This window comes from Pseudanabaena sp. PCC 7367, from assembly GCF_000317065.1.
Classification (GTDB): domain Bacteria; phylum Cyanobacteriota; class Cyanobacteriia; order Pseudanabaenales; family Pseudanabaenaceae; genus Thalassoporum; species Thalassoporum mexicanum.
In genome coordinates, this window is sequence record NC_019701.1 from 4,372,240 (window position 1) to 4,392,654 (window position 20,415).

At 46.3% G+C, this 20,415-nt stretch carries 18 protein-coding genes; 12 read left to right on the forward strand and 6 right to left on the reverse strand.

The window, feature by feature from the left end:
- Nucleotides 1–37: 37 nt before the first annotated feature.
- Both purS and purQ read left to right on the forward strand, forming a co-directional pair.
- Nucleotides 38–304, forward strand: a complete 267-nt coding sequence (gene purS / locus PSE7367_RS17575; protein ID WP_015166686.1) for a phosphoribosylformylglycinamidine synthase subunit PurS — start codon at nt 38–40, stop codon at nt 302–304.
- A 4-nt stretch (nt 305–308) separates the two neighbouring features.
- Nucleotides 309–1,007: a phosphoribosylformylglycinamidine synthase subunit PurQ gene (gene purQ / locus PSE7367_RS17580; protein ID WP_015166687.1), complete on the forward strand. Its 699-nt coding sequence runs from the start codon at nt 309–311 to the stop codon at nt 1,005–1,007.
- Nucleotides 1,008–1,042: 35 nt separating this feature from the next.
- Here the strand turns inward: purQ and PSE7367_RS17585 are convergent, their stop codons facing one another.
- Nucleotides 1,043–1,705, reverse strand: a complete 663-nt coding sequence (locus tag PSE7367_RS17585) for a slr1658 family protein (RefSeq protein ID WP_015166688.1) — start codon at nt 1,703–1,705, stop codon at nt 1,043–1,045.
- Nucleotides 1,706–2,579: 874 nt separating this feature from the next.
- Between PSE7367_RS17585 and PSE7367_RS17590 the strand changes: the two genes are divergently transcribed.
- Nucleotides 2,580–3,794, forward strand: a complete 1,215-nt coding sequence (locus tag PSE7367_RS17590) for a GNAT family N-acetyltransferase (RefSeq protein ID WP_015166689.1) — start codon at nt 2,580–2,582, stop codon at nt 3,792–3,794.
- Nucleotides 3,795–3,811: 17 nt separating this feature from the next.
- Nucleotides 3,812–4,675: an alpha/beta fold hydrolase gene (locus PSE7367_RS17595; RefSeq protein ID WP_015166690.1), complete on the forward strand. Its 864-nt coding sequence runs from the start codon at nt 3,812–3,814 to the stop codon at nt 4,673–4,675.
- A gap of 29 nt (nt 4,676–4,704) precedes the next feature.
- Here PSE7367_RS17595 and PSE7367_RS17600 read toward each other — a convergent pair whose 3' ends face one another.
- Nucleotides 4,705–5,355 (reverse strand): gamma-glutamylcyclotransferase, encoded by a 651-nt coding sequence (locus tag PSE7367_RS17600; RefSeq protein WP_015166691.1) that lies wholly within the window; start codon nt 5,353–5,355, stop codon nt 4,705–4,707.
- Nucleotides 5,356–5,625: 270 nt separating this feature from the next.
- On the opposite strand from PSE7367_RS17600, the gene PSE7367_RS17605 reads away from it, so the two are divergent.
- The 4 genes from PSE7367_RS17605 to cax all read left to right on the forward strand — a co-directional run bounded on the left by PSE7367_RS17605 (nt 5,626) and on the right by cax (nt 9,534).
- Complete coding sequence (locus PSE7367_RS17605) at nt 5,626–6,627, forward strand: M48 family metallopeptidase (RefSeq protein ID WP_015166692.1); 1,002 nt, start codon at nt 5,626–5,628, stop codon at nt 6,625–6,627.
- An 11-nt stretch (nt 6,628–6,638) separates the two neighbouring features.
- A complete protein-coding gene (queG, locus tag PSE7367_RS17610) occupies nt 6,639–7,586 on the forward strand; it encodes a tRNA epoxyqueuosine(34) reductase QueG (RefSeq protein WP_015166693.1) in 948 nt (315 codons plus the stop codon).
- A 187-nt stretch (nt 7,587–7,773) separates the two neighbouring features.
- Nucleotides 7,774–8,055 carry a DUF4327 family protein gene (locus tag PSE7367_RS17615; RefSeq protein ID WP_015166694.1) on the forward strand — a complete coding sequence of 94 codons (282 nt, stop codon included), beginning with the start codon at nt 7,774–7,776 and terminating at the stop codon, nt 8,053–8,055.
- A 372-nt stretch (nt 8,056–8,427) separates the two neighbouring features.
- The gene (gene cax / locus PSE7367_RS17620) at nt 8,428–9,534 is read left to right on the forward strand and encodes a calcium/proton exchanger (RefSeq protein ID WP_015166695.1); all 1,107 of its coding nucleotides are present in this window, start codon (nt 8,428–8,430) and stop codon (nt 9,532–9,534) included.
- A 300-nt stretch (nt 9,535–9,834) separates the two neighbouring features.
- Here the strand turns inward: cax and PSE7367_RS17625 are convergent, their stop codons facing one another.
- A complete protein-coding gene (locus tag PSE7367_RS17625; protein ID WP_015166696.1) occupies nt 9,835–10,665 on the reverse strand; it encodes a mechanosensitive ion channel family protein in 831 nt (276 codons plus the stop codon).
- A gap of 296 nt (nt 10,666–10,961) precedes the next feature.
- On the opposite strand from PSE7367_RS17625, the gene PSE7367_RS17630 reads away from it, so the two are divergent.
- Entirely contained in the window at nt 10,962–11,567 is a 606-nt protein-coding gene (locus tag PSE7367_RS17630; RefSeq protein ID WP_015166697.1) for a pseudouridine synthase, read from the forward strand.
- Nucleotides 11,568–11,770: 203 nt separating this feature from the next.
- On the opposite strand, the gene PSE7367_RS17635 is transcribed toward PSE7367_RS17630, so the two are convergent.
- Entirely contained in the window at nt 11,771–13,255 is a 1,485-nt protein-coding gene (locus PSE7367_RS17635) for a BCD family MFS transporter (protein WP_015166698.1), read from the reverse strand.
- A gap of 679 nt (nt 13,256–13,934) precedes the next feature.
- Here PSE7367_RS17635 and PSE7367_RS17640 point away from each other — a divergent pair.
- The 3 genes from PSE7367_RS17640 (at nt 13,935) to PSE7367_RS17650 (ending at nt 19,003) form a co-directional block, all read left to right on the forward strand.
- On the forward strand, nt 13,935–15,671 hold the full coding sequence (locus PSE7367_RS17640; protein WP_015166699.1) for a diflavin flavoprotein: 1,737 nt from the start codon (nt 13,935–13,937) through the stop codon (nt 15,669–15,671).
- 287 nt (nt 15,672–15,958) lie between these two features.
- Nucleotides 15,959–17,692 carry a diflavin flavoprotein gene (locus PSE7367_RS17645; protein ID WP_015166700.1) on the forward strand — a complete coding sequence of 578 codons (1,734 nt, stop codon included), beginning with the start codon at nt 15,959–15,961 and terminating at the stop codon, nt 17,690–17,692.
- Nucleotides 17,693–17,800: 108 nt separating this feature from the next.
- Nucleotides 17,801–19,003 (forward strand): glycosyltransferase family 4 protein, encoded by a 1,203-nt coding sequence (locus PSE7367_RS17650; protein WP_015166701.1) that lies wholly within the window; start codon nt 17,801–17,803, stop codon nt 19,001–19,003.
- Here the strand turns inward: PSE7367_RS17650 and PSE7367_RS17655 are convergent.
- Nucleotides 18,996–19,643 (reverse strand): YqiA/YcfP family alpha/beta fold hydrolase, encoded by a 648-nt coding sequence (locus tag PSE7367_RS17655; protein WP_015166702.1) that lies wholly within the window; start codon nt 19,641–19,643, stop codon nt 18,996–18,998. The genes PSE7367_RS17650 and PSE7367_RS17655 overlap by 8 nt on opposite strands.
- A 73-nt stretch (nt 19,644–19,716) precedes the next feature.
- The gene (locus tag PSE7367_RS17660; protein WP_015166703.1) at nt 19,717–20,412 is read right to left on the reverse strand and encodes a ComF family protein; all 696 of its coding nucleotides are present in this window, start codon (nt 20,410–20,412) and stop codon (nt 19,717–19,719) included.
- Nucleotides 20,413–20,415 lie beyond the last annotated feature (3 nt).

Consider the following 20,415-nt stretch of genomic DNA (forward strand, 5'->3'; position numbering starts at 1 on the left):
TAAGAGCGATCGCCCCTAGTTAGCAAAACATCAGCCAATGAAATTCAAAGCCCAGGTATACGTCACATTGCGCCCCTCCGTTCTCGATCCCGCTGGCACCGCTGTGCAATCAGCGATGAAGCAGATGGATTATCACGTCGAATCGGTGCGGATTGGTAAATATGTGGAAGTGGTGCTAGAGGCCGAAAACGAAGACCAGGCAAAGGAGCAACTCGATCAGGTGTGCGATCGCCTCTTGGCCAATCCCGTGATCGAGAATTATTGCTTTGAGCTAACTAACTTGGCATTGGTGGAGGCCATCTAAATCAATGAAATTTGGTATTTTAGTATTCCCCGGCTCCAACTGCGATCGAGACGTGGCCACCATTACCAGCAGCGTGATCGCGCAACCAACCAGGCTGATCTGGCACACCGAAACCGACTTGAGTGATATTGATGTGGTGGTGGTGCCCGGTGGGTTCAGCTATGGCGATTATTTGCGCTGTGGCGCGATCGCTCGGTTTGCTCCCGCCATGCAAGCGGTCAAAGAACATGCCGCCCAGGGAAAATATGTGCTGGGTATTTGCAATGGGTTTCAGATTTTAACTGAGTCGGGGCTGTTGCCAGGGGCATTGGTGCGCAACCGCGATTTACACTTCATCTGCGATCGGGTCACCCTCAAGCTAGAACGCAACGATCTAGCCTGGAGTAATGCCTATGAGCAAGGCCAGGTGGTAACTATGCCGATCGCTCACGGCGAGGGTTGCTACTACGCCGATCCAGATACAATCAAAGCCCTGGAAGATAATCAGCAGGTGGTGTGGCGCTATTGCGATCGGCAAGGACAAACTACCCTAGCGGCAAATCCCAATGGCTCGATCAATAATATTGCTGGCATTTGCAATCGGGCTGGCAATGTGTTGGGTATGATGCCCCATCCTGAACGTGCCGCCGATCCCATGCTGAATCACACCGATGGCAAGGGTATGTTTTCGAGTCTGTTAAATAGTGCCTTGCAACTAAACTAGAGCGAGCGGGTGTAAACAAATCTGTCGAGCTTTGCTCAGAAATGATGGGGCAGTGGTAAGTCCACCATAACCGTCACGGCGATCGCCCCTGGCTGCTGCTCAACGTGCGATTTAGCAATATTTGGCTCTTTTTCCTGATGATCCTGGCTCTCGGTTACCAATAGGGATGTAAATTGCCAGCCAATTTTGGCCTGGTAATCGTTAATAATCGTCAAAATGCCTAAACCCGATTCCCCCATCTCCTCACTCATGGCACTTTGTTCTAATTTATCGATATAAAGTTGATCGGGATCGGTATTGGTAATCTCATTAATGAAAGCTTCAAACTGCCTGGCACAAACACAATCAACATAGTTAGTGGCAATAAACACAATCCGATCGCTATATAGCATCAATTTCAGGGCGATCGCTTGATCCGGTTCGGCATTATTAAACTTAACCGCATTTTCCAAAAGCTCATTGGCAATATAACTAACTGCCCCCCTCACTTCATCGCGGATATCAATTTGATCGCCATTGATCACCACCTTGCTGTCATAGGGAAAAAAGGTGGCAAAATATTCAGCCACAAAATTGGCAGATGAACCGTTATGCTGCCACTTATGGCCATGCACCAACGCATTGGGCAAGAATCTAATTTGCAAATGCTCTTTGCAGGGTGGTAAATCAGTTAAATAGCTACCATAAATCCTGGTCATATTTGCTACTTATCTTAAAATGCACCAATCACTAGGACTGGACAATGTTCTTACAATCAAGAGAGCCAGCTTTAGTCAAAATCAAGAAAATTTATCAACATCGCTAAAATAGCCAATCAAGCAACTGGTAGTGGTACAGAAGCATTGACTCAATTTGCCATAACTCAAACAAATTAGGTCTTTTAAGATTGATGCTAAAGGGATGCTATAGAGGTTATAGGCGATCATCCTGGTTTGTGCAAATCACCGCCAAAAGTTATTAGACCCAAAGCTATTAGATCCGATTGCCTAATTCAAGGATGTTAATGCCAAGATCTTACCCAGCAACTCCGCAATCGATCGCAGCTTGCATTATTAATGATTTGTCAAAGCATTCCACTAACGCACAATGCCTACCAGATAGCCCAAGCCAGCTTAATTACAATATAATCATAATAATCATAGTCCAGGTCAAGTGCTGACCCAACCGCCAGTCTCAATGGCAATACGATTAATTCACGCTAATTTCTCGCTCTCCTGGCAAAATCAAACATCACTACAAAACCATAATGAACTTATGTTTATAGGTTTGATCTAAAGGCAAGGAGTTTAATTATTAGGTAATACCTCTATTCTAGGGAATTTGCAAATAGATTTAAACATATAACCGTGAATAATAACCTGATCGAGTGACTCAACCTGTGGTTTTAAGGATCAAATCAAATAGAACGAGCAATCGTGATTCTAGCGATCGGGTTGCCTCATACCTAAGCTATGAATTGAGGTTGATTTTTGAGGTTGGGACACTTAGGTTAATTCGCCACTAAATCAATCCAAGAGAGCAGCTAAGATGGATGGGAATGGAACTTAAGTGAAGTTTTTTTAAGAAGATTCAATGCTGCAAAACACTCGCAAGTTCACTACCACCTGGATTAATAGTATTGGTCAGGTGGATGCTGAGGCGTGGAATACCTTAGCTAAGCCACTGGCTACGCCTTTTTTCCATTGGCAGTGGTTATCAAATATCGAATCTTCTGGCTGTGCGGTGCCCAAGGAAGGATGGTTACCGAATCATTTATTGGTGTGGGATCAAGATGTATTGGTGGCCGCCGCTCCGCTTTACCTCAAAGGTCACAGCTATGGTGAATTTGTGTTTGACCATGAATGGGCCAGGTTGTCCTATCGCCTGGGGATTGAATATTACCCCAAGTTATTGGGCATGTCTCCCTTTACACCGGCGGTTGGCTATCGTTTTTTGATTCATCCCGATCTCAACGATCGCATCAGTGAATATCAAGCTCTGACCGATTTGATCGTGGCAGAAATCGATCGATTTTGCGATCGTAATAATATTTCTGGCTGTCATTTTTTGTTTGTCGATCCGCAATGGCGCACCGAGCTAGAACATCGCGGCTTTAGTAGTTGGATGCACCACAGCTATACCTGGAGTAATCATAACTTTAGTGATTTTGACCATTTTTTAGCTAGCTTTGATTCCAATCAACGCCGCAATATCAAAAAAGAGCGCAAAGGCGTGAGCAAGGCGGGGATCGAAATGCAAGTGTTTGCTGGCGATCAAATCCCGCACCACTATTTCAGCTTCATGTATGACCTCTATAGTGATACCTGTGATAAGTTCTGGGGTGGCAGTAAATATTTAAATCGGCGCTTTTTTGAATCGCTCTATCATAATTTCAAAGAGCATATTGTGTTTGTGGTTGGCATCAAAGAGGATTGGCCTAAACCAGTTGGCATGTCATTTTGTATTCGCAAAGGCGATCGCCTCTATGGTCGCTATTGGGGCAGCACCCAGGATGTGAAATTTTTGCATTTTAATGCTTGCTACTATACGCCGATCGATTGGGCGATTAGTCAGGGGATTAACCTTTTCGATCCGGGTGCGGGTGGCCAGCATAAAAAACGGCGAGGCTTCCCGGCAACCAGCAATTATAGTTTGCATCGTTTTTATAATCCGCGTTTGAAGCAAATTTTGTTACCCCACATCCAAGAGGTGAATGAGTATAAACGCTGGGAAATCGATGCGATCAATGGGGAGTTGCCATTTGACCTACCAGAGCCTACTTTGGACAAAGAGAACAAGGAAGATTAATCGAGGTGATTGATCCTATGGCATTGTCCTGGCACCACGACTATATCCAAACCAATGGCGTGAGGCTGCATTATGTAACCGAAGGCGATGGCGGCTTGATGCTTTTGCTGCATGGTTTCCCAGAGTTCTGGTATTCCTGGCGCTATCAAATCCCCGCCTTTGCAAAACAGTATCAGGTGGTGGCAGTTGATCTGCGGGGCTATAACAAAAGCGAAAGACCCGCTGCCCTCGAAGCCTATGAGATGAAGGAGTTGATTAAGGACATAGAGGGGGTGATCCAGGGACTTGGGTTCGATCGCTGTGTGTTGGTTGGTCATGATTGGGGCGGGGCGATCGCCTGGCATTTTGCCTATGCCCACCCAGAGCTGGTGGAATCATTGATTGTGATGAATCTGCCCCATCCAGCCAAGTTTTTAGCGGGGCTGCGATCGCCGATCCAGCTAATTCGTAGCAGCTATGTGTTTTTCTTTCAATTTCCCTGGCTACCGGAATTAGCACTGCAATGGAATGACTACGAATTTATTGATATTTTGTTTACGGGCATGGCTGTCAATCGTAGCACTTTTACGCCAGAAGACATTGAGCGCTATAAGGACGCGGCGGCCAAGCGGGGCGCACTCACGGCGATGGTAAATTACTATCGCAATGCCTGGAAAGCTTTGCCAGAAGGAGAATGGGGCGTATTGCAAGTACCTACCCTGCTCATTTGGGGCGAGGATGATGCGGTGTTGGGCAAAGAATTAACCTATGGCACTGATGCCTATGTACGCGATCTGCAGGTTAAATATATTCCCCGCTGTAGCCATTGGGTGCAACAGGAGCAACCGGAGTTAGTAAACGAGTATATGCGGGAGTTTTTGGCGATCGAGATGCTGTCTTAGCAAAACTAGCAAGCTTAAAGTCTCAAACTTCAAGATGCTTCCTGTTGGCGCTGTTGTTGTAATTGATGCATATGATCAAACAATTTCCAGCAATAACTCTGGGGTAAACCACAGGTAATCGCCCCCCGCATCACCACACTAAAATACCAATCATTGGGGGCAATCTCATCGCTGAGCTTGTCAACCACCACATAGGTACGCACATTGCCAAATATTTGACCATTGCATTCAATTTCGACCGTTTCATGGCGATAGCCCCGGTGGGGGATTTCTTCGCGGACATCGAGCCGATCGCTCAATCGCCAGGGTAGTTGATACAAAACACCATGCACATGAGCGCCAGGGGTAGGCACCACATCTAATACGCCACAATCACGCCGCAACGATCGCCGCAAAAAACCTAGGCGATAGTTATGCAAAGTAGCAGTTCCAACCACATAGTCATGGGTATTTTCACCCAGCGATCGCTTTAGATCTACTGGGCACATGCAAGAACCATAGGCAAAGTAGAGAAACTTTGTTTCATCGGCTAAATTGGGATTGGCAATCTCCCGATTGGCGATCGACTCATTGTTTAGATCTTTCGCTAGCCCTTGACATAGCTCTGGCTGGCTTTCAAAAAAAGACGAATGTTGCTGGCGAGCAATAAAACTGCTGATCTTACCTGGCTGGAAACTCATGAAAACTTATCAGGGTTTAATAGTAACTATGCTTTGTCAACTAATTGCCAGTCCATGTTGCATTGAGCATTTTCAATTAGATCCAAAACCTTATCTTCCTTAAGATAGAGTTTACAACAAAACTGGATGGTGCTGTTGGGCACATGTTTAGTCTGGCATTAGGTAGGCAAGACCAATCTGCTCAGCCTAATTCAAACCGGTGCTAGCGATCGCTAGAATTGAAGTTAGATTAAATAAGCACTAATGAGCACTAAGTAGATATAAGTAAATATGCCAACCTACACGGGAATTTCCAGCGAAGCCTTCAGACACCCACTCGATCTTCAAGCCGAGCAATCGCTCCGCAGTGTGCCAGGGTTTGATCTCCTAGCGCGTAAGTTTATTGAATTTCTAGCCGAACGTCCTGGGATTATTTATAACTCCGGCAGCTTTATTCAGGCTGGGCCACGTCAATATGCCACGATCTATCGCATATTTCGTGAGTGCGCCCATGATCTGGATGTTTATCCTGAGCCAACTTTGTTTGTAGCGCAGAACCCGATCGTAAATAGCTATGCCCTGGGTAAAGATAAGCCCTACATCATGCTCTATACCGGGGTTTTAGAATTACTCAATGAAGATGAGATCCGCGCTGTCCTTGCCCATGAACTGGGACATATTAAATGCGGCCATTCGGTTTTGATCCAGATGGCGATCTGGGTGATGAATATAGCCCATACAATCAGCGAATTTACCTTCGGTCTGGGCGACCTGGCCACACTTGGTTTGCTGGTGGCATTTTTTGAGTGGCGGCGCAAAGCAGAGTTGTCCTGCGATCGGGCAGCTTTGTTGGTAACCGACGATCTTGAGTTGGTAATGACTTCGCTCATGAAGCTATCTGGTGGCAGCAAAGCCTTTGGCCATGAATTGAGTTTGCCTGAATTCAAGCACCAGTCCGATGAATTTCAAGATCTCGATAAAGAAACCCTCAATCAGATTTATAAGTTTTTGATCTATAACGGCGTGGGTAATACCAGTACATTTCTATCGCATCCATTGCCAGTGGAGCGGATTCGTTATGTGGGGCAGTGGGCTGATTCCTTTGAATATGCTGAGATCAAAGCGGGTAACTATAAACGTGAGGGCGCGACGGGCTCAGTGGAAGTAGAAATCGAACAGCCTGATGCGCAAACTAGTAGTAAGGCTAGTGAAGCCGGTGAGTTGCGCCGCCAAATCGAGGATTTGCAAAATGAGATCGATCGCCTCCGGCGGGAACGGGGCGAGGATAGTTAACTATTTACCCCATGAATCAACCAGAGATTACCGCAGCAAAGGTAAAAGATAAAGCCCGATCGCTAGGGTTCGATCGAGTCGGGATCGCGGCGGCGGTTTCGGGCACAGAAACAGAGCGATTGCAAACCTGGCTGGCAATGGGTTACCACGCTGATATGGCATGGATGCATAACCCCAAGCGTCAGGATATTAGCCTGTGTTTACCTGGGGTCAAGTCGGTTATTTGTGTAGCGCTTAATTACTATACAAAGGTTGAGCATAGTGAAGATGGCGATCGCGCCAAAATTTCCCGCTATGGTTGGGGACGTGACTATCACCGGGTTTTGGGCAAACGGCTCAAGGCGCTGAGCAGGTGGCTGGAATCGCTGGCAGATGATATTACCACTCGGTATTATGTGGATACGGGGCCGATCGCCGAGAAAGCCTGGGCACAGCGGGCGGGAATTGGCTGGATTGGCAAGCACAGCAATATCATCAGTCGGGATTATGGTTCCTGGCTGTTTTTGGGCGAAGTGCTCACAAACCTGGAACTAGAAACCGATCGCCCCCATGCCGAGCATTGCGGTAGTTGCACCCGTTGTATTGAAGCTTGTCCCACCAATGCGATCGCTCAACCGTTTGTGGTCGATGCCAATCGCTGCATTGCCTACCACACGATCGAAAATCGTGCCGAGCAGATCCCCGAAGCCATTACTGCTAATCTAAATAACTGGGTGGCAGGCTGTGATATTTGTCAGGATGTATGCCCCTGGAATCAGCGCTTTGCCAAGGAAACCACGATCGCCGATTTTCAACCCTATCCCGATCACGTTGCCCCAAAGCTGGCCGAACTTGCTGAACTTTCCGAACCAAGCTGGGATGAAAACCTAACTGGTTCAGCATTACGCCGAATTAAGCTAAAGCAATGGCAACGTAATGCCCAGGCAATTATCGATCGCAATGGGACACATAAAGATTGAAGATCATAGTTAGTTCGATCGCTGTAAATACTCCGCGCTATTTGGAGGAGTAAGTCATGAAAATATAAGCTTGTCTCACAGAGCATTTTTTGTAGCGATTGTAACAAAATACTACCGGATTGTAGTTTTCTGGGGAGCTTGCCCCATAATTAAAAAGGGAATCTAATCGCAACTCAGTTAGGCAAAAATGCCCGTTGCTGGGGGCAAGGAGGCTAGTATGGCATTGCTAGAAAGAAAGGCAGAAACTACTAAACAGCCTACAGTTTGCACGATCGATGCAATTCGAGATCAGGTCTGTGAGTTGGTTTGTGAGGGCAGGCTGAGTCGTCTATCGCCATTGTGCACAATTTGTAATTACTTCTCCGATCGGGAATGGCCCGCAATTGAATCTGAATTAGAACGCAATGATTTTCTACTCAGAGATCTGGTAATTGATCTAATTGGCAAAGAGCAGTGGACTAATGATTAGTTGCATTAGTTAAGCAATATTAATCAAGCAGTCTACGGGTATTAATCCTGAGTTGATGTTGAGTCGCAGTCCATGCGGCTGATTGTCAACCTGATATTTTTGACGCTGCTTGCTGATCCGCTAGCGGCGGAATTTTTTTTTAGAATAATGCGAAGGTAACAAACTTGCAGCGATCAAACCGATCATACCGATCAAACCGATCAAGAGAAATAGCCTTATGCAAATAAAAATCATAGATAGGCTCTGCCGATCGGTAGCAGCATAAGTAAGTAAAAATACTAGAAACGGTATGTATTCTGCTAATCATGCCAAATGATGGGATTTTTGATGGGATTTGAGCTAAACTCACTCTTATCAACCTAGGTTTTGGTCATGATCACCAGATATATCCTTTCTTTCGGCTTGCTGATATTTGTGCCTATTGCGATCGCATCACATCTTTTAGAGTGGGGGGCTACCATTACTTTCATCACCGCTGCCCTGGCGATCATTCCGCTGGCAGGTTGGATGGGAAATGCCACCGAAAAAATTGCCACTGTCGTCGGTTCCAGCCTGGGGGGATTTCTAAATGCTACTTTTGGTAATGCCACAGAATTAATTATTGCGATCATTGCGCTGCGAGCAGGGTTGGTGGATGTGGTTAAAGCCAGTATTACGGGCTCAATTATTAGCAACCTGTTGCTGGTGATGGGGCTATCAATGTTTTTGGGTGGTTTGCGCTATAAAGAACAAGAATTTCAGCCTACCGTGGCCAGGGTTAATGCTTCGGCAATGAATCTGGCGGTAATTGCGATCCTGTTACCCACAGCGGTTAACTTCACTTCGATCGGTATTGATGAGCCAACGCTTCAGGGTTTATCAGTGGCAGTGGCGGGGGTGTTAATTGTGGTATATGGATTAACCCTATTGTTTTCGATGAAAACCCATACCTATTTGTTTGAAGGGGATGCGATCGAGCTTTCTGAAAGCGATGCGGAGACAGGCGAGCTGGTTACAGAACATGGCGCTGAAAATGTAAATGTGTGGCTATGGGTGGGGGTATTGCTTGGTATTACCTTATTAGTCGCTTTTGAGTCAGAAATTTTGGTCGATAGCCTGGAAGTGGCAACCGAGAGCCTGGGCTTAACTGCTTTATTTACTGGCGTAATTGTATTACCGGTAATTGGTAATGCCGCTGAACATACTACCGCCGTAACAGTGGCGATGAAAAATAATATGGAGCTATCGGTATCAGTGGCAGTGGGCTCCAGCTTGCAGATCGCATTATTTGTAGCTCCAATCCTGATTCTGGTGGGGTGGCTGCTGAATCAACCAATGGATTTAAATTTCAATCCGTTTGAATTAGTAGCAGTGGGCGTGGCTGTTTTGATCGCTAATTCGATTAGTAGTGACGGGCGATCGAACTGGCTAGAGGGAATCTTGCTGCTGGCTACCTATGCAATTTTGGGACTGGCTTTTTACTTCCATCCGGTTGTTTAGAGTAAGACCTAAAAAAATAAGCTAGAGCCGATCGCCCTAACTTTTCTTTAGTTCATTCTTTAATTCAATCGCTTTAGGCTTGGCTATAGCCTGAACCTGTTGACTCACCAAGTAAACTTCGTGATCTACTTTTAGTGAGCTTGATCCATCTTAATTAGAAGGATAGAGCTAGTTAATCAATCATCTAGATTTAGATCATTGCTCCAAAGTCTCCAAACAGCCTAATTATTGGCATATTTAGCCCCTTGTGCGAGATCTACAGCAAGTCCTAATAATGACTAATTAATGACTAATTAATGACTAATTGTTGTTATTAAACGTTTTGACATATACATCCTGCTGTGGGAACGGAATGCTTATACCTTCAGCATCAAAGCGTTTTTTGACCGTTTCATTCATATAAAACATGACATCAAAATAATCAGCTCCAGCAACCCAGATCCAAACTGCAAAGTTAACGCTGCTGTCAGCTAGCTCAGAGATGCCGATCGTGGGGGCAGGGTCAGTAAGGATTTTGTTATTTTCCGCGATCACCTGCTCAATCAAGCTTTTGGCTTTGTCAATATCATCTTCATAGCCAATCCCAAAGGTGAGATCGAGGCGACGGGTGGGCATTGCCGAAAAATTAGTAATATTACCACCGGTAATACTGGCATTGGGGACGATTACCTTTTTGTTATCTGGAGTAGTCAGGATTGTAGAAAAAATTTGGATTTCTTTGACTACACCCATTGTTCCGGCTGCATCGATGAAGTCCCCCACCTTAAATGGCCGGAAGATAATCATTAATACACCGGACGCAAAATTAGACAGCGATCCTTGCAGAGCCAGACCCACTGCCAAACCAGCAGCACCAAGAACGGCAATAAACGAAGTAGTTTGAATGCCAAGTTGAGCCAAAGCGGCGATCGCCACGAAAGTTACGGCGGCAATATAAACAAGGTTGCTCACAAACGAGATCAAAATCGGGTCATTGTCGCTCTTACCCATCACCCGCTCAACAATGCCACGGATTTGCTTGGCAATCCACATCCCGGCAATGAGGATAATCAGAGCGGACAGGAGCTTGATCCCAAATACCGCGACTATCTCAGTTAGCCTTGTGTAAAGCTGCTCAAGATTTATGTTCATTGATTTTCCCCTTTATCAAAATTTAGGATCGATATTCAATATCAATTTTGTTTGACTGCATACTACGTCAGCCAATTTAGATCTAATCTCTGCGTGGTTAGATAGCTGGTAATTATGCGATCGATTAGGTAATCATAACTATCCACTAAGCAATATATAGTATCTAAGTGAGTATGTGCTAGTCATGCCGCGATCGAATCCAACAAAATGTCTTGCTTTGCGATTATGTTACGGGGATCTAGCTAATCTAGACCGCACCAATAGCATTGTAATTTTAAGCGATTGCCCCAAAGCCAGTGCCATATCGTTATTTATTGTTCTATAAGCCCTATGGAGTGATCAGCCAATTCAGCGATCGCCCCGCAGGTGATGGAAAACAGACCGATCGCCCAACCCTCAAAGATTACATCGATGTACCTGATGTATATCCGGTGGGTAGGCTCGATCGAGATAGTGAGGGCTTGCTGCTGCTGACTGATCATGGAGCTTTGCAACATCGCCTGATTGAACCCAAATTTGGCCATGCGCGGACTTATCTGGTGCAGGTGGAACGGATTCCTGACTCAGAGGCGATCGCACAGCTCGAACAGGGCATAAAGATCAAAAACTATCGCACCAAACCCACCCAGATAAAGTTATTAAGCCAGTCACCAGACTTGCCACCGCGCAACCCACCCATCCGGCATCGCCTCAATGTACCCACAGCCTGGTTAGAAATCACCCTAACAGAAGGCAAAAACCGACAGGTACGCCGTATGACCGCAGCCGTAGGTTTTCCCACGCTGAGATTGGTAAGGGTGGCGATCGCTAATTTAACCCTGGCTGATCTGCAACCTGGTCAGTGGCGTGATTTGACCAGTGCTGAGTTAAAAAAGTTGAAAAAAACTATCGGACTAGCCTAACCTTGATATCAATGTGAGGAAGCAAGTATTAGCAATAATTGTGTCTCAGAGATGAAAAGAGTAATCAATTGTGCAACGTGCGGCATCGTATAGTATGTGAGTGATATTGCTGTCAACAAGGATGGCTAACATATGCCTGATATCAGTTTGACTGATCACTAGATCTTTAAATCATCCAGCCAATGGGCAACCCCTAAAAAGCATTAATCTAAATCACCTGCCATCAACGTAGCGATCGCCTCCTCGGCAGAAGCCTTAAACTCCTTCACATTAACCCGCTGCAACAATACGATCGCCGCCACCAACGCCATAATCTGGCAAATGAATACCAAGCCATAGGCAGTCAGCAAATTATCCACAAAAATACCCTTACCCAAATTCAAAAGCCCACCACCAAAGACCGTCGCCAAGCCGCGTGCCATTGCCTGTGCCAACCCCCAAGCACCAATGAACGTACCTGCGGTTTCTACGGCGGTGAGATCTAGCATCAAGCTCAATGCACCGGTAGTGGCGATCCCACTGGCGATCCCAAATATCAACATCACCAATTTGAGCAGCATCGGGTTACCGATCGTGCCAGAAACCATCAGCAGCGCCAGGGACACGGCAAGGGAGATGCAACCCACCTGCGCCGTATTATTTTTGCCGATCCGGGGCACAATCAAAAAGCCAGCCAGGGCAATACTTACCAGCGTGCCTGAACCTGAAAAAGCATTGAGCTTGGCCGTATCCGATACACTCATGCCAAACAGATCGCCGCCGTAGGGTTCTAGCACCGGGTCTTGCATAAAAATGCCCAGAGTGAGCAACAGCAAAAAACCAAAGAAAATCCCGGTCTGGCGATTGCTAGTAAGGACTTTGAAAGCCCTGCCAAAGGTGATTTGATCCTCTCGTTCTACCCGATCGCCCTGTTCAAGTCGCGCCCTGAACCGCGAATATTTAGGCTCGATCCCAAAGGTCGCAATTACAGCCAAGCCCAGCACCACTAGAGGAATAATCACAAAAATGCGGTTAACCCCGGCTTGCAATGCGGCCAGTTCATCGGGGCGGGCAAACAACGAAAGTTTCGTAATTTCTGTGGTTGCTTCGGCGGCAGGGGGCAACAGATTAGAAATGGTAATTGCACCAATCACAATCCCCACCATCAACATTGACCAGACAACCCCAATCAAGCGCGATCGCTCTTCATCATCGCTAATATCCACCAAAAGTGCCGCGAAGGGCGTAGAACCAGCACTCAGCGTGAGCCCATAGGCTGCCGAAACACCCGCCAGCAAAAACGCCCAACCATAGGAACCCGCCGACCAACTACCGCCCCCATCGGCATAGACGCTAGCACCAAATTGCCACATGCTCTGCACCAGTAAGAATGAGCAAACAGCCAGAAAACCAGTGCCAATCCAGATATAGCCAGTGCGGTGCATTTTTAAAACACGGCGTTGATCGGACATTTGGCCAAACCAGACCCGCGCCGGGGACATAAACTGATGGGCAGCAATGATTAGGGCAGCGATCAAGGCTGGGATCGCCAACTCCTTAATCATGACCCGATTGAGCACCCCCAGGGTCAAGAGCGACATCATGCCCAAGCCCATTTGATACAGACCCAGGCGGAACATGGTGAGTAAAGTTATTTTTGGTGGTTGTGGCTGCGCCAAGCTTTCGGGCGTTGAGACTTCGTTGGTCATAGCGATCGAGTAGAAATTTGGTAGGTATTTTGTAGATTTTTTAAAAGTGCGTTTAAATCGTTGATCTATTATCGATGATTCAGGTTGGGATTTATGGGACTTAATTTTAAAGAGATTCGATCGATCGTCACAATCTGATCACACAAGAGAGCTAAAAATTATGCGGGGCTCGGCTCCGAATCTTTAAATCTATTCAAAAATTCACTACTTAATATAGATGCTTGATCATCCCTTAGTTCGATAAAACTATAATTATACGAATCAAGTATAAATACTCATCGAAATAGCTAAAGCTGGATTGTGAGTTAGCTTCGATAGGACTCCTTGGCAAGAATTACGATCGCTTGGGTGCAATCACTGATAGTTATATCAATTAGTTATATCAATCTTGCAAAATACATCGTTTGAGAAACACTAGTTAGATTCAGCTTAGGATTTGGCCTAAAAGCTCATATAGCGCCTGAGATCGTGATTAGGCGATGACAAAATTGAACTTTTGCGGCATCTCTATTTATTAGCATCACAATTCCCGAATCATTGATTGTGCTAATCAAAAGGTTTTAGAGTCAATATCGAACTAAACCCAAACAGCCACCGATCAAAAGCTACACTGAGTAGATAAGCTTAGATAAGCTACATAAGCATTAAGAAGCATTAAGTTAGTAGGGAGGCATTACATATGGTTGCCACAGTCACCACCAACAAACCCGCCAAAAAGCCCGGTAAATTGACCATGCAGGTAGCCGAAATCGCTGCCGATACCACCGCCATGCGATCGCTAGATTGGGATCGCGATCGGTTTGATATTGAGTTTGGCCTGCAAAATGGCACTACCTACAACTCATTTATTATTCGTGGTGAAAAGGTGGCATTGGTGGACACCTCCCACGCCAAATTTAGAGAATTATATTTAGCTACACTTCAAGGCGAAATCGATCCAACCCAAATTGATTACCTGGTGATTAGCCACACTGAGCCCGATCATAGTGGTTTGGTGCGTGATGTATTGGCGCTAATTGGCGATCGCGTCACCGTAGTTGGCACCAAGGTAGCAATTAAATTCCTAGAAGACCTGGTGCATGTACCGTTTGAACGCCAGGTGGTTAAAAACGGCGATCAAATTGATCTGGGCAATGGCCATATCTTGCAGTTTGTGAATGCGCCTAATTTGCATTGGCCGGACACAATGATGACCTATGACCACAAAACAGAAATTGTCTATACCTGCGATATTTTTGGGATGCATTTCTGTGACGATCGCCTCTACGATGAAGAACTTAAAGACCTTGCCCCCGACTACCGCTTTTACTACGATTGCTTGATGGCTCCCAATGCGCGATCGGTGATCTCGGCAATGAAGCGAATGGATGATCTGCCCCAAATCACCACAGTGGCAAATGGTCATGGCCCATTATTGAAATATAACCTGAAGGAATTAACCGAAAACTATCGCACCTGGAGCCAATCGCAAACCAAGGGTGAAACTACCGTAGCGGTTTTCTATACCTCTGATTATGGCTATAGCGATCGGATTAGTCAGGCAATTGCCCGTGGGATTACCAAAACCGGCGTGGCCGTAGAGATGATGGATCTCAAGTCGTCGGATATGCAGGAATTGCGGGAGCTAGTTGAACATGCGGCAGGAATTGCGATCGCCATGCCACCTAGTAATTCTCAGGCCACAGAGCTAGCATTGGGCACAATCCTGGCCGCTGCCCACAGCAAGCAAGCCTTTGGTCTGTTCGAGTCCTATGGCGGTGATGATACCTCGATCGATATTGTCGCTAATAACTTAACTGACCTGGGGCTAAAGCCAGCCTTCCCCCAAATTCGGATCAAAGAAGAACCCTCCGAAATGATTTACCAGCTCTGCGATGAGTCGGGCACGGACATGGGGCAATTGCTGAGCCTGAAGCAGAATATTAAAAAGATGAAGTCCCTGGATGCGGATGTGGATAAAGCGGTGGGTCGCCTAGCTGGTGGTTTGTACATTATTACCGCTCAAAAAGGCGAAGTGAAAAGTGCGATGCTGGCTTCCTGGGTGGCTCAGGCTAGTTTTAAGCCCCTGGGATTGACGATCGCAGTGGCCAAAGATCGGGCGATCGAATCATTGATGCAGGTGGGTGATAGCTTTGTGTTGAATATCTTGGAAGAGGGTAATTACAGCAAACTAATGCAGCATTTTCTGAAGCGCTTTCCACCTGGAGCCGATCGATTTGAGGGGGTGAAAACGCGGATTGCGGAAAATGATTCGCCAATCCTGGCTGATGCTCTGGCATACATTGAATGCAAGGTGGTAAGCAGAATGGAATGTAGCGATCATTGGATCGTTTATTCCACAGCCGAACTAGGTCGAGTGTCTAAGACCGATACCCTGACTGCAACCCACCACCGTAAAGTGGGTAATCATTATTAGGTTTTTAGTTCTATTAGTTTTTAGTTCTTAAATATTTATTATTGATAGGCGATTATCCATGGATTTTTGTAAGTGAGTCAGAACAAAGCTTTTGATCATTTGCACTCTCATGTACTCTCAATCCACTTAGTCGGCAAGGGATCAAGAATTTGTGCGATCGCCCTCATTCCTTCTCCGTTCCATCTGAAAGTCAAATATTTAAGCTAGTGGATTAGACTCCCTGAGTTTGCCGATTGTCTAGCTCATTCCTTTTCGTAGAAAAGCTAACCTTTCTGAGGTAAAAAAGAATGCCACAAAATAAACCCCGTGATGTTCAAGCCGCCCCGATCGCGGAGGGAATTCTAGCTCTGCGGGCGCGGAGTTGGAATCGATTGCGTTTTGAGATTGAATATGCACTGGAGCGGGGCACGACGGCGAATTCCTTTGTGCTTCAGGGCGATCGGATGGCTATTATCGATCCACCGGGCGGCACTTTCACCCAGATTTACCTCGCAGCCCTGCAAAGTCGCATCGATATTCGTCGCGTAGATTATGTAATCCTGGGGCACGTTAACCCGAACCGGATCGAGACGATCAAGGAATTACTCAAGCTCAATCCAAACATTACCTTAGTTTGTACTAACCCTGGTGCGATTACCCTGAAGGAAGGTTTCGGCAAGGATGAAAATGAAAATGGGATTAGCCCAGAGCCGCTCAAGCTGCAAATTATGCGTGGTGGTGAAGAGTTAGATCTGGGTAAAGGGAAAGTATTGCAGTTTTATCCTACCCCTACGCCACGCTGGCCCGACGGCATGTGTACCTACGATCGCCAGGCGGGGATTTTGTTTACTGATAAGCTCTTTGGTTGTCATACCTGTAGTGATCAAGTCTTTGATGAGGGTTGGCAGGTGTTCTCCGCCGATCGCCGTTATTACTTCGATTGCCTGATGGCGAACCAAACTCGCCAGGTAGAAACTGCCCTTGATAAAATCACGCCTTTGGCTACGCAGTTCTATGCGCCAGGACATGGGCCGATGCTGCGCTATGGTCTGCATGAATTGGTGGGTTCATATCGGCATTGGTGTGAGACCCAAAAACAACAAAGTATTTTAGTAACATTGCTCTATGCTTCCGCCTATGGGAATACGGCAACCCTAGGAGATGCGATCGCCAGGGGCATCAATAAAGCCGGGATCGCGGTGGAAATTATTAACTGCGAGAATGCCGAACCAGCGGAAATAAAAGAATCGATCGAGAAGTGCGCCGGATTCCTAATTGGATCGCCAACCCTGGGTGGCCATCTGCCTACCCAAGTTCAAACCGCGTTGGGAATTGTCTTGGCGAATGCGCCCAAGAGTTGCCCAGCGGGTGTATTTGGTTCCTATGGTTGGAGTGGAGAGGCGGTAGATATCTTAACGAGTAAGCTCCAGGATGCAGGCTATAACATGGGGTTTGAGCCGATCAAAATTAAATTCAAGCCCACCCAGGCTACGCTGCAAATTTGTGAAGAAACTGGCACTGACTTCGCCCAGAACATTAAACGAGCCAAAAAAGTTAAGAAAACAATGTCGCCTACTACCACGGTGGAAGAAGCCGTAGGGCGGATCGTTGGTTCGCTTAGCGTCGTTACGGTCAAGCGCGAAGAGGTTAGTTCGGCGATGTTGGCCTCATGGGTGTCGCAAGCAACTTTTAACCCACCCGGTTTAACTGTATCGGTGGCAAAGGAACGGGCGATCGAAAGCTATATGCATCAAGGCGATCGTTTTGTGTTGAATATTTTGGAAGAAGAGAAGCAGCTATATCGTCACTTCCTCAAGAAATTTGCCCCTGGCGAAGATCGCTTCGTTGATGTGGAAACAGAACCCGCTCAAAATGGTTCACCAATCCTTAAAGATGCCTTAGCCTATCTGGAATGTAAGGTAGAACAACGAATGGAGTGCGGCGATCACTGGGTGGTATATGCCAAGGTTGAAGATGGCAAGGTATTGGAGCCTAATGGCCTGACAGCACTGCACCATCGCAAGTCGGGCAGCCATTACTAATCACTTACCTATGCCTAAGGATAGATGTAGTTTGGCGATCGCTCCTTTTGTAATCCTCGTTACATTCAGCGTGGTATATTGGCAGGTGGCAACTATGCACTGTTATCAATGCACATCGCTTGGCTAGGGAAAAAAACACCTGTTTGTGGCAACGTTACCTATGGCCGCGAAATTACTAATGCCTTGCTCGATCGAGGTCACAGGGTAAGCTTTTTGCACTTTGCCAGTGATACGGAAAGTATGGCTCATGGCAATAATTCTAGTAACACCCATCACAGTCAGAACCATGCTGTGCCAAACGGTGGAGCGATTGTCGATCGACAGGATGTACCCTTACCTTTTTTATATAAATCCACAATTTTTACAGTGCCATCGCTGAGCGCCAGTAAAATTCTGGTGGAATCGTTGCGCGAACTCAAGCCCGATCTGGTTCATGCTTCACTGGCACTTTCGCCACTGGATTTCATGCTGCCAGAAATCTGCGCTGATCTTAATTTGCCACTGCTCGCCACTTTTCATTTACCCTTCGATCTCAAGCGTCGCAACATCACTTCCAGCACCCAACAGTTTACCTATCAAATCTATGCCCCATCGCTGGCTGACTACCATCAGGTAATCATTTTTTCGCAGGTGCAGCGGGATTTACTTAAAAAACTAGGTGTGCCCGATAGTCGCATTTCGATTATTCCCAACGGGGTCGATCCCGATCGCTATTCCCCCGGCACTTCCAATATTAAAGCGGAATTAGGCGCAGAACATTTATTCGTCTATCAAGGTCGTTTGGCGCTCGAAAAGAATGTGGAAGCAATGCTGCGGGCGTGGCGGAAACTGAAACTACCAGATACTTGCAAGTTGGCGATCGTGGGTGATGGCCCATCGGGAACAACGCTTAAATCTACCTATGGCAGTGATTCAAATATAGTCTGGATGGGCTTTATTGCCGATGAGAAACGCCGGATTGAGATTCTGCGTGGTGCAGATGGGTTCATTCTGCCTTCGCTGGTAGAAGGGCTTTCGCTTTCGTTGTTGGAAGCAATGTCCTGTGGGGTTGCCTGTCTGGCAACGGATGTAGGCGCAGATGGTGAAGTTTTGGCAAATGGGGCGGGAATCGTGCTCGATCCGCGTAAAGTCACTTCGCAGTTGGTTAATTTTTTACCGCTATTGATTACCCATCCTGAATTTGCCAAGCTGTTGGGAAAGAAGGCTAGGCAACGGGTTTTGGAGAAATATACATTGAATAAGAATATTACAATCCTAGAAGACCTCTATCGGCAGGTTCTTAAAAAACCGCAGGTTAGTTATATTAATTAGTCTGTGATAGTTCTAGGAAATTGCGCACAGACTGCCACAGGAATAACAACATCTCTCGATCGGCCAGACGATGATCGCTATCCACCAGCTTTAATTCCACATTGGCGTACTTACTGGCATAGTCTTCACTTAACCTGGGCGGAATCACATCATCGTGAATACCATGAATAATTAAGATCGGTACAGCCGGATCGGTGATTGGATCTCGATAGGAATTAGCATCCAGCCAGAACTTATACTGTAAAGGAACCTGGCGATCGCTACCATAATGATAAAACATTATCTCCCCATCAGTTCGCCATTGTGTCATTAATTCCGCCCCCACCCTCTGAGCCACACAATCGCTAAATTGAAATGCTGGTGCGAATAGAACTAACTTCCTAACCTGGGTCGTTTCGATCGCGGCAAAATGAGCTGCTAAAAATCCCCCTAGACTAGAGCCAATCACGCAAACTGGTCGATCGCCATATTCCTTTACTAAAAACTGTAATTGCTTCGTAATTGTGAGACTACTAAAATCATCCAAATTCAAGTCCGGCACATGCAAGGTTAAACCCTGCCCAGCAAATTGCGATCGCAGAAATTGAGCTTTAGAAGAAGCAGGCGCAGAAGCAAACCCATGTAGATATAAATATTCCATACCGATCGCCACTTGAGTGGATTCTCACCTTAGATTACAGATATTACAGCATGTCCTCAACTATCTTAGCCGCTTAATAACTGGTTTTTGAGAGTACCACAACACCAGCAACCTTAATTTTAGCCTTGTTCAGGGCGGCGATCGCCGATCGAATCGTCGCTCCCGAAGTATAGATATCATCTAAAAGAAGCACCGAAAAGTTAGTTTGCGAATATAAGGATTGAAATTTGCGATCGACCATAAAGGCATTATTTAAATTCTCTTCTCGTTCTTGCCTGCTTTTGGTTTCAAACTGGGGCTTCGTGTTCTTAATTCGTTTCAATAGATGGGGAAGAACCCTTAAGCCAGTGCGATCGCCAAACCGACTAGCAATCAATTCTGCTTGATTAAACCCGCGCATTCTCAGCTTTTGGGGATGGAGCGGAATTGGCACAATATTTAAGCGAGGATTAGCAATAATTGATTTAGGAACGAGTTCCTGGGCTTGAGCCATCTTCTCACCCAAAAATCTGGCAATATTTGGTTGTTGATTGAATTTGCAGATCGTAATTGCCCGTTTTAGCTGGCGATCGTATTGTCCCCAGGCAAATAAGGGAACTTGGTTTAATTCATGGCTATGTCTTGAAGCGGGATAGCGACAGGCTTCGATCTGGCGATCGCAATCGATGCAAACAATATTTCTGGCCGATCGTCCGCATAGAGGACAGTTGGGCTGCAAGAAAAGATCCAAGAGGCCACGCCAGATTTGGGAAGGGTGAGGCGATCGCATAGT

Coding starts and splice junctions, on each gene's coding strand:
- purS (WP_015166686.1), top strand. CDS start 38: ATGAAATTCAAAGCCCAGGTATACGTCACATTGCGCCCCTCCGTTCTC.
- purQ (WP_015166687.1), top strand. CDS start 309: ATGAAATTTGGTATTTTAGTATTCCCCGGCTCCAACTGCGATCGAGAC.
- PSE7367_RS17585 (WP_015166688.1), bottom strand. CDS start 1,705: ATGACCAGGATTTATGGTAGCTATTTAACTGATTTACCACCCTGCAAA.
- PSE7367_RS17590 (WP_015166689.1), top strand. CDS start 2,580: ATGCTGCAAAACACTCGCAAGTTCACTACCACCTGGATTAATAGTATT.
- PSE7367_RS17595 (WP_015166690.1), top strand. CDS start 3,812: ATGGCATTGTCCTGGCACCACGACTATATCCAAACCAATGGCGTGAGG.
- PSE7367_RS17600 (WP_015166691.1), bottom strand. CDS start 5,355: ATGAGTTTCCAGCCAGGTAAGATCAGCAGTTTTATTGCTCGCCAGCAA.
- PSE7367_RS17605 (WP_015166692.1), top strand. CDS start 5,626: ATGCCAACCTACACGGGAATTTCCAGCGAAGCCTTCAGACACCCACTC.
- queG (WP_015166693.1), top strand. CDS start 6,639: ATGAATCAACCAGAGATTACCGCAGCAAAGGTAAAAGATAAAGCCCGA.
- PSE7367_RS17615 (WP_015166694.1), top strand. CDS start 7,774: ATGCCCGTTGCTGGGGGCAAGGAGGCTAGTATGGCATTGCTAGAAAGA.
- cax (WP_015166695.1), top strand. CDS start 8,428: ATGATCACCAGATATATCCTTTCTTTCGGCTTGCTGATATTTGTGCCT.
- PSE7367_RS17625 (WP_015166696.1), bottom strand. CDS start 10,665: ATGAACATAAATCTTGAGCAGCTTTACACAAGGCTAACTGAGATAGTC.
- PSE7367_RS17635 (WP_015166698.1), bottom strand. CDS start 13,255: ATGACCAACGAAGTCTCAACGCCCGAAAGCTTGGCGCAGCCACAACCA.
- PSE7367_RS17640 (WP_015166699.1), top strand. CDS start 13,935: ATGGTTGCCACAGTCACCACCAACAAACCCGCCAAAAAGCCCGGTAAA.
- PSE7367_RS17645 (WP_015166700.1), top strand. CDS start 15,959: ATGCCACAAAATAAACCCCGTGATGTTCAAGCCGCCCCGATCGCGGAG.
- PSE7367_RS17650 (WP_015166701.1), top strand. CDS start 17,801: ATGCACATCGCTTGGCTAGGGAAAAAAACACCTGTTTGTGGCAACGTT.
- PSE7367_RS17655 (WP_015166702.1), bottom strand. CDS start 19,643: ATGGAATATTTATATCTACATGGGTTTGCTTCTGCGCCTGCTTCTTCT.
- PSE7367_RS17660 (WP_015166703.1), bottom strand. CDS start 20,412: ATGCGATCGCCTCACCCTTCCCAAATCTGGCGTGGCCTCTTGGATCTT.